Annotated in this window: 1 protein-coding gene; it reads left to right on the top strand. The window is 66.2% G+C overall.

From position 1 onward, the window contains the following. Positions 1-127: 127 nt before the first annotated feature. The coding region (locus F3H57_RS22025; protein WP_223163203.1) for a recombinase family protein at positions 128-1265 on the top strand (1138 nt) is incomplete at its 3' end.

Raw genomic sequence — 1265 nt, 5'->3', positions numbered from 1 at the left:
CACCGCGCTCGGCATACCTGTCACAGAGCCCATGGGATAAGTGCGTCTGGGGAAAGGGGAGGTCCGCACTTCACGTTCTTTGCGCAACAAAGCCCCGCCCCGGGGCGGAAAGTCGGACGGCAGCATCATGCAGATCGACCCGGAAGAGGCTGCGATCGTGCGCCGAATCTTCGAGGAATATGCCGCCGGCAAGTCGCCTCGACAGATCGCGGCCGACCTCAACGCGGCCGCCGTCCCTGCCCCGCGTGGACGCGGCGCTGGCAGCGGTCACTGGAAGACCAACACGATCTACGGACACCGCGCACGCGGCACCGGAATCCTCAACAACGAACTCTACATCGGGCGGCACGTCTGGAACCGCCAGCGCTATTCCAAGCATCCAGAGACCGGTCGCCGGGTCTCCAAGCCCAACCCACCCGAGGAATGGCGCACCACCGAGAAGCCCGACCTGCGGATCATCGACGAGGCGTTGTGGGACAAGGTCAAAGCGCGGCAGGGCCTGATCGACACCACGCGCACCCGGGCCGAGGCCGGTGGCAAGACCGGCGCCGGAGCGGCACAGAGCGCGCGGCGGCGCAAGTATCTGCTCTCGGGGCTGCTGACCTGCGGCCAGTGCGGCGGCAATCTCACCGTGGCCGGCAAGGGCGCCCGGCGGCGCTATTACTGCGCCAATGCCAAGGAGAAGGGCGAGGCCGTCTGCACCGGCATGCCCGGTCTTTCGGAGGCCGACGCCGCCGAGACGATCCTCGGCGGCCTGCGCGAGGGGCTGATGCAGGAGAGAGAATACGAGAAGTTTCGCTCGAGCTACGTTGCCAGGATGCGCGCCGAGGAGCAGGAAAGCGGGCGGGTTCTCCAGCGACACGATGCTCGGATCCGGGCGGTTGAGAAAGAACGCGCCCACCTCCTTCAGGCAGTCAAGGAAGGCCGGTTCTCGAACGTGCTGATCGAGGAGCTGGAAGTGGCTGACGGCAAGCTCAAGGAACTACGGCGGGAACGGGAGAGCCTCGTCCCTGCGCCGATCGAGCTGCCAGAGGATATTCCCGCGCTCTACCGGGACCATGTCGAGGATCTGGTGGGAACGCTCACGGACGAGGCCGTGGCGGGCCCGGCGGCTGACGAGTTGCACACGCTGGTCGAGACGGTGGTCGTGTCTTGGGACGAGGAAGCGGACCTCCACACGCTGGAGATCCGTGGCAAGCTGTTGGAACTGTTGAGCTTTGGGGACAGCAAAAAGGCCGCGACCCATTCGGGTGCGGCCTGTTCGC

It is taken from the genome of Roseivivax sediminis, assembly GCF_900112685.1.
Lineage (GTDB): Bacteria > Pseudomonadota > Alphaproteobacteria > Rhodobacterales > Rhodobacteraceae > Roseivivax > Roseivivax sediminis.
This window is presented reverse-complemented; position numbering and strand designations above follow the sequence as displayed.